The sequence below is a fragment of the Flavobacterium procerum genome (genome assembly GCF_042431625.1).
GTDB lineage: Bacteria > Bacteroidota > Bacteroidia > Flavobacteriales > Flavobacteriaceae > Flavobacterium > Flavobacterium procerum.
In genome coordinates this window covers 21,965-28,444 of the sequence record NZ_JBHLYW010000010.1, presented here as the reverse complement: position 1 = coordinate 28,444, position 6,480 = coordinate 21,965, and the positions used below count along the sequence as shown (strand labels likewise).

5 protein-coding genes are annotated in these 6,480 nt (G+C 35.5%); 4 read left to right on the top strand and 1 reads right to left on the bottom strand.

Annotated elements, in window-relative coordinates; all coding sequences use genetic code 11:
* Positions 1–81: 81 nt before the first annotated feature.
* Positions 82–906 carry a universal stress protein gene (locus ACFFLS_RS14525; RefSeq protein WP_379684774.1) on the bottom strand — a complete coding sequence of 275 codons (825 nt, stop codon included), beginning with the start codon at positions 904–906 and terminating at the stop codon, positions 82–84.
* Between the two features lie 174 nt (positions 907–1,080).
* Here ACFFLS_RS14525 and rimP point away from each other — a divergent pair, with 174 nt between their 5' ends.
* The 4 genes from rimP (at position 1,081) to ACFFLS_RS14505 (ending at position 6,385) form a co-directional block, all read left to right on the top strand.
* Complete coding sequence (gene rimP, locus ACFFLS_RS14520) at positions 1,081–1,545, top strand: ribosome assembly cofactor RimP (RefSeq protein WP_379684775.1); 465 nt, start codon at positions 1,081–1,083, stop codon at positions 1,543–1,545.
* A gap of 19 nt (positions 1,546–1,564) precedes the next feature.
* Entirely contained in the window at positions 1,565–2,818 is a 1,254-nt protein-coding gene (gene nusA / locus ACFFLS_RS14515; protein ID WP_379684776.1) for a transcription termination factor NusA, read from the top strand.
* A gap of 59 nt (positions 2,819–2,877) precedes the next feature.
* Entirely contained in the window at positions 2,878–5,742 is a 2,865-nt protein-coding gene (gene infB, locus ACFFLS_RS14510) for a translation initiation factor IF-2 (protein ID WP_379684777.1), read from the top strand.
* 133 nt (positions 5,743–5,875) lie between these two features.
* Positions 5,876–6,385 (top strand): DUF4920 domain-containing protein, encoded by a 510-nt coding sequence (locus ACFFLS_RS14505; RefSeq protein ID WP_379684779.1) that lies wholly within the window; start codon positions 5,876–5,878, stop codon positions 6,383–6,385.
* The last annotated feature ends 95 nt before the right edge of the window (positions 6,386–6,480 follow it).

Sequence of the window (6,480 nt, the reverse complement as noted above, 5' to 3'; positions counted from 1 at the left end):
CTCGTTTTTTTTTTTTTTTTTTTTTTTTTTAAATAAAAAGCCTTCCGAAAGAAAGGCTTTTGAAGTTTTAGAGGTTATTTGTTATACTTTAAAAGTAAGCACTGGTTTTATAGCATGATTTACCAGTCCTTCGCTTATGCTTCCGTTAAAGAAGTGTGCGAAACCAGTTCTTCCATGAGTGCACATCGAAATCACATCTGCATTGATGCTGTTGGAAAAATTGATAATTCCGTTCTCGATATTAGTATCGTTGTAAATATGTGTTTCGAGATTAGAAAAATCGAATTTTGAAATAAATGATTTCGTTATTTTCTCAATCTCATGAGTTGGCTTAAAGCTGTTTGGCGTGCAGATGGTTACTAAGTGTAATTTTGAGTCAAATAGTTTTGCGAATTTTAATAGTTTTTCAAAAGGAAGGTAGGCTTCTTCAGAAAGATCAGAAGCAAACACGATTTCAGAAGCAGAGAAGTCGGGATTTTCTTTTTTGATTACCAATACTGGGATTTCAGAATTTCGAACTACTTTTTCGGTATTAGAGCCAATCAGTAATTCTTCTATTCCAGAAGCTCCGTGAGACCCCATTACAATAAGGTCAATTTCGTATTCTTTGCTTACTTGTGTAATTCCGTGAATAGGTTTATCCATCTTAACGATTTCGGTAATTTCGATTCCGTCAAGATAATTTCTGTTTGAAATTTCATCTAGTGTTTCGTTTGCTTTTTTCATAAAGAGCATCGTTTCGGGAATGCTTGCGCCACTTGTAATGGCATCATTCATTTGATGCGGAAGTTCGAGCATGTGCAGAAGAATAATTTCAGAATTGTTCTTTTTTGCAACCTGCGCCGCGACTTTTAAGGCGTTTTCGGCATGAGCAGAAAAATCAGTAGGGACTAAAATTCGTTTCATCTTTTTTAGGTTAAGTTGATTGGGTTAATGCATAATTTTGACGTAATATAAAGATAAGAAATATTTTTAGAGCAATCTATTTATTTGATTTATAAAAAAATCACTATATTTGCACAGTTATTTAATAAAATCTAAATAATGAGGGGACTAAGTGTCCCCTCTTTTTATAAAATTATGACATTTAAAGAAAAAGTAAACGGATTAATTACGGAAGCTCTTCTGGAAAAACCATCAATCTTTTTGGTTGATTTGGCTGTTTCGGATTCTTTTAAAATTAGTGTTGGCTTAGATGGAGATAATGGAGTGCAACTTCAGGATTGTATTGATGTAAGTCGTGCAGTCGAAAACAACCTGGATCGTGAAGAGCAGGATTTTTCGCTTGAAGTGGCGTCGGTTGGAGTAGGGACACCTCTAAAAATGGTAAGACAATACAAGAAAAATATTGGTAGAACATTGATTGTTACCACAAATACAGAAAAAATCGAAGCAGAATTGATTGAAGCTAACGATGTTTTCATAATTTTGTCTTGGAAAGCAAGAGAACCGAAAAAAGTAGGAAAAGGAAAAGAAACAGTTCAAAAAGAACAACAAATAGCTTACACAGAAATTAAAGAGGCAGTTGTTACGGTAACATTTTAATTTTAATTAAAAAATTCGCATGGAAAATTTAGCATTAATCGATTCATTCTCAGAGTTTAAAGATAACAAACTTATTGATCGTGTAACGCTTATGGCAATTTTAGAGGACGTATTTAGAAATGCATTAAAGAAAAAATATGGTTCAGATGAAAATTTCGATATCATTATTAATCCTGACAAAGGAGATATGGAAATTTGGAGAAGAAGAGTAATTGTTGCCGATGAGGATCTTGATTTTGAAAATGAGGAAATTACATTGACTGAAGCAAGAAAAATTGAAGCGGATTTTGAAATTGGTGAAGAGGTTTCTGAAGAAGTAAAGTTGATTGATTTAGGAAGAAGAGCTATCTTAGCGCTTCGTCAGAATCTTATATCTAAAATTCACGAACACGATAATACTAATCTTTACAAGCAATTTAAGGATATTATCGGTGATATTTATACAGCAGAAGTACACCACGTACGTCCTAGAGTAGTTATTTTGGTTGATGATGAAGGAAACGAGATTGTGCTTCCGAAAGAAAAACAAATTCCGTCTGATTTTTTCCGTAAAGGGGATAATGTTCGCGGAATCATTGAAAGCGTTGAATTAAAAGGAAATAAACCTCAAATTATCATGTCTAGAACTTCAGAAAAGTTCTTGGAGAAATTATTTGAACAAGAAATTCCAGAGGTTTTCGACGGATTGATTACAGTTAAAAATGTAGTTCGTATTCCAGGTGAAAAAGCAAAAGTAGCCGTAGATTCTTATGATGACAGAATTGATCCAGTAGGAGCATGTGTAGGTATGAAAGGGTCTCGTATTCACGGAATTGTTCGTGAATTAGGAAACGAAAATATTGACGTTATTAATTATACAAACAATATTCAATTGTTTATTACAAGAGCATTAAGCCCTGCAAAAGTATCTTCAATCAAAATCGATGAAGACAATAAAAGAGCTGAAGTATTCTTGAAATTAGAAGAAGTTTCTAAAGCGATTGGTAGAGGAGGTCATAATATTAAATTAGCAGGCCAGCTTACGGGTTACGAATTAGATGTTATTCGTGAAGGAGATGTTGCCGGTACAGTTGCAGATGAAGATGATGTTGAATTAACAGAGTTTTCAGATGAAATTGAAGAGTGGGTAATTGAAGAGTTTGCTAAAATTGGTCTTGATACAGCAAAAAGTATTTTAAGACAGGAAGTAGAAGATTTAGTAAGAAGAACAGATTTAGAAGAAGAAACAATTCTAGATGTGATGAAGATACTAAAAGAAGAGTTTGATAATTAAGCTCAGGCTTTTGCATCGGCTCAACAACACAACGAAAAAGGTAATAATAAAAAGGTTATATGTCTGAAGAGAGAGTAATAAGAATAAACAAGGTTTTAAGGGAATTAAATATTTCATTAGAAAGAGCTGTTGATTATCTGAAAGATAAGGGAATTGCTATTGATGCAAATCCAAACGCTAAAATTTCTGATGCTGAATTTAATATTCTACAAAGCCAATTTGCGGGCGATAAGGGTAATAAGGAAGCTTCTAAAGAGGTTGGAGAAGAAAAAAGAAAAGAAAAAGAAGCGTTGCGTGTTGAGCGTGAAAAAGAAATCGAAGACAAACGCAGACAGGAAGAAGAGCGTCAGAAACAACAGGAGGTTATAAAAGCAAGAGCCGTTGTAAGTGGTCCTGTACAAGTTGGGAAAATTGATTTAAATCCGAAGAAACCTGTCGCAACGGCAGTTCAGCCAGAGGAGCCTGTTAAGTCAGAAGAGCCAAAAACGGTTCAAGCTCCAGTAGAAAAGCCGGTTCAGCCTGTAAATGTACAGCCTGAAGTCCCAGTTAAAGAAACTTCTGAAGAGAAAAAACCTGAAAAAGTTATTACCGAAAAGAATGAAGTTAAGTCAGATGTTTCAAAAACAGCTCAGGAGCCAATAATCTCATTGGACCCGACAACATCTGAGGAGACTATTACTACTCAATATCAAAAGCTGACTGGAACTACTCTTACGGGGCAGACAATTGATTTGTCTCAATTCAATAAGCCTAAGAAAAAGAAAGAAGATCCAAAAGCGGCACAAAATAAGCCAGGAGTTCCAGGAGCAGGAAACAATGCGAATAAAAATAAACGCAAAAGAATTGCTCCTAAACCAGGTACGCCGGGAGCTGTAAAACCAGCAACAGGCAATGCACAAGGTACTCCAAATCAAAATAAAAACAATCAAAATTCCGGAGGCGGTTATAATGCTAACAGAAGCGCAAGACCTGGTTTTGTAAAAGGAAACCGTCCTGCAGTTGCTGCTAAAGTTGAGCCGACTGAAGAAGAAGTAAAAAACCAAATTAGAGAAACGCTTGAAAAACTTCAAGGTAAAGGCGGTAAATCTAAAGCGGCAAAATACAGAAGAGATAAAAGAGAAACGCATCGTCAGAAATCTGATGACGAGCAAAGAGCTCTTGACGAAGGAAGTAAAACTATTAAAGTTACAGAATTCGTTACTGTGGGTGAAGTTGCGATCATGATGGATGTGCCTATTACCAAAGTAATTGGAACTTGTATGTCTCTTGGTATCATGGTAACAATGAATCAGCGTCTAGATGCTGAAACATTAACTATTGTAGCTGATGAATTTGGTTACGATGTTGAGTTTATTACGGTAGATATCGAAGAAGCGATTGAGGTTGTTGAAGATAAAGAAGAAGATTTGGTAACTAGAGCGCCGATTGTTACGGTAATGGGTCACGTCGATCACGGTAAGACATCTTTACTGGATTATATTCGTAAAGAAAATGTTATTGCTGGAGAGTCGGGAGGTATCACACAACACATTGGAGCTTATGGGGTTACTTTAGATAACGGACAAAAGATAGCGTTCTTAGATACTCCAGGTCACGAGGCGTTTACCGCGATGCGTGCACGTGGAGCTCAGGTTACCGATATCGCAATTATTGTTGTGGCGGCGGATGATGATATCATGCCACAAACAAAAGAGGCGATTTCTCACGCACAGGCTGCGGGAGTTCCGATTATATTTGCAATCAATAAAATTGATAAGCCAAATGCGAATGTTGAGAAAATCAAAGAACGTTTGGCGGGTATGAATTTACTTGTTGAAGATTGGGGTGGAAAAATTCAGTCACATGATATTTCTGCAAAAGTCGGAACAGGTGTTAAAGAGTTATTGGAAAAAGTTTTATTAGAAGCTGAGATTTTAGATCTGAAAGCAAATCCAAATAAGGCAGCTCAGGGAACTGTTGTAGAGGCGTTCCTTGATAAAGGTAAAGGATATGTATCAACAATTTTAGTACAACAAGGTACTTTGAAAATCGGAGATTATATGCTTGCCGGAAAACATCATGGTAAAGTTAAGGCGATGCATGATGAAAGAGGACATGTTGTTTTAGAAGCAGGTCCTTCGACTCCAGTTTCGGTCTTAGGTTTAGATGGTGCTGCAACTGCGGGTGATAAGTTTAACGTTTTTGAAGACGAAAAAGAAGCAAAACAAATTGCATCAAAACGTTCTCAATTAATGCGTGAACAATCAGTTCGTACACAAAGGCATATTACGCTTATTGAGATTGGTCGTCGTATTGCTCTTGGTCAGTTTAAAGAATTGAATATTATCCTTAAAGGTGATGTTGACGGATCTGTTGAAGCGTTGTCAGATTCATTCTCTAAATTGTCTACAGAACAAATACAAATCAATATCATCCATAAAGGAGTTGGTGCAATTACAGAAACTGATGTAATGTTGGCTTCTGCATCTGATGCGATTATTATTGGATTTAACGTTCGTCCAGTTGGAAGCGCTAGACAACTTGCGGATAAAGAAGAAATTGATATCCGTTACTATTCTATTATCTATGCAGCTATCGATGACTTGAAAGATGCAATGGAAGGAATGCTTGCTCCAGAGATGCAAGAAGAAGTTTTAGGAACGGCTGAAATTCGTGAGATTTTCAAAATTTCTAAAGTGGGTTCAATTGCTGGATGTATGGTGACTGATGGTAAAATATTGAGAACTTCTAAGATTAGAGTTATTAGAGATGGAGTTGTGGTTCATACAGGTGAGCTTGTTGCTTTAAAACGATTCAAAGATGATGTTAAAGAAGTGACTAAAGGTTACGATTGCGGTATTCAGATCAAAGGTTTTAATGATATCGAAATTAGCGATGTGATTGAAGCTTACCATGAAGTAGCGATTAAAAAGAAATTGAAATAATATTTCGAAACTATATAAAAAGTCCCAATGAAAATTGGGACTTTTTTGTTGGTATTGTTAATGGGAATATGTTTAGAGTTATTTCGATATTTAGTGTTATTTTTGTACTAATTAATTTTAATACTATTGAAATATGAAATTAGCGATTTTCTCATTCGTTTTGTTTATAAGTTTTTCAACACTTTCTTTTGCTCAGGAAGCGGTAGAAAAACCTGTGCCACCTCATGGCAATGCGCTTACAGGTGATTTTTATGGGGCTGATATCTCTAGTATAGTAGTTGATAAAGCTGTTTCTGTTAAAGAGCTAGAGAGCGAGTTAAAAAGCAAAAATAAAGCCGAAAATGTTGCTGTAAAAGGAGAGGTTACAGGTGTTTGTCCAAAAAGAGGATGCTGGGTAACTATTAAGACGGAGGAGGGGACTTCGTTTTTTGTTAAAATGAAAGATTATGCTTTTTTTGTTCCGACTGCATTAAAAGGCAAAAATGTAGTTTTGGAGGGAATAGCAGAGAAGAAAATCACCTCTGTTGATGAGTTGAAGCATTATGCTAAAGATGCTAAAAAATCAAAAGCTGAAATAGATGCTATTAAGGTTCCGAAAGAAGAAATTCGTTTTTTAGCGAGTGGAATTAAAGTAGTTAATTAATTTGTATTTTGTGTCGTTAGAAATGGTTTAAAGCAAGGTTGAAAGTTCAACAAATATTAGTTTTTATTAAGCTATTTTGTAGTAGAAATGAGCTT

Bases quoted from the DNA above. Each gene is read 5' to 3' on its own strand.
- ACFFLS_RS14525 (WP_379684774.1), bottom strand. From the start codon at position 906: ATGAAACGAATTTTAGTCCCTACTGATTTTTCTGCTCATGCCGAAAAC.
- rimP (WP_379684775.1), top strand. From the start codon at position 1,081: ATGACATTTAAAGAAAAAGTAAACGGATTAATTACGGAAGCTCTTCTG.
- nusA (WP_379684776.1), top strand. From the start codon at position 1,565: ATGGAAAATTTAGCATTAATCGATTCATTCTCAGAGTTTAAAGATAAC.
- infB (WP_379684777.1), top strand. From the start codon at position 2,878: ATGTCTGAAGAGAGAGTAATAAGAATAAACAAGGTTTTAAGGGAATTA.
- ACFFLS_RS14505 (WP_379684779.1), top strand. From the start codon at position 5,876: ATGAAATTAGCGATTTTCTCATTCGTTTTGTTTATAAGTTTTTCAACA.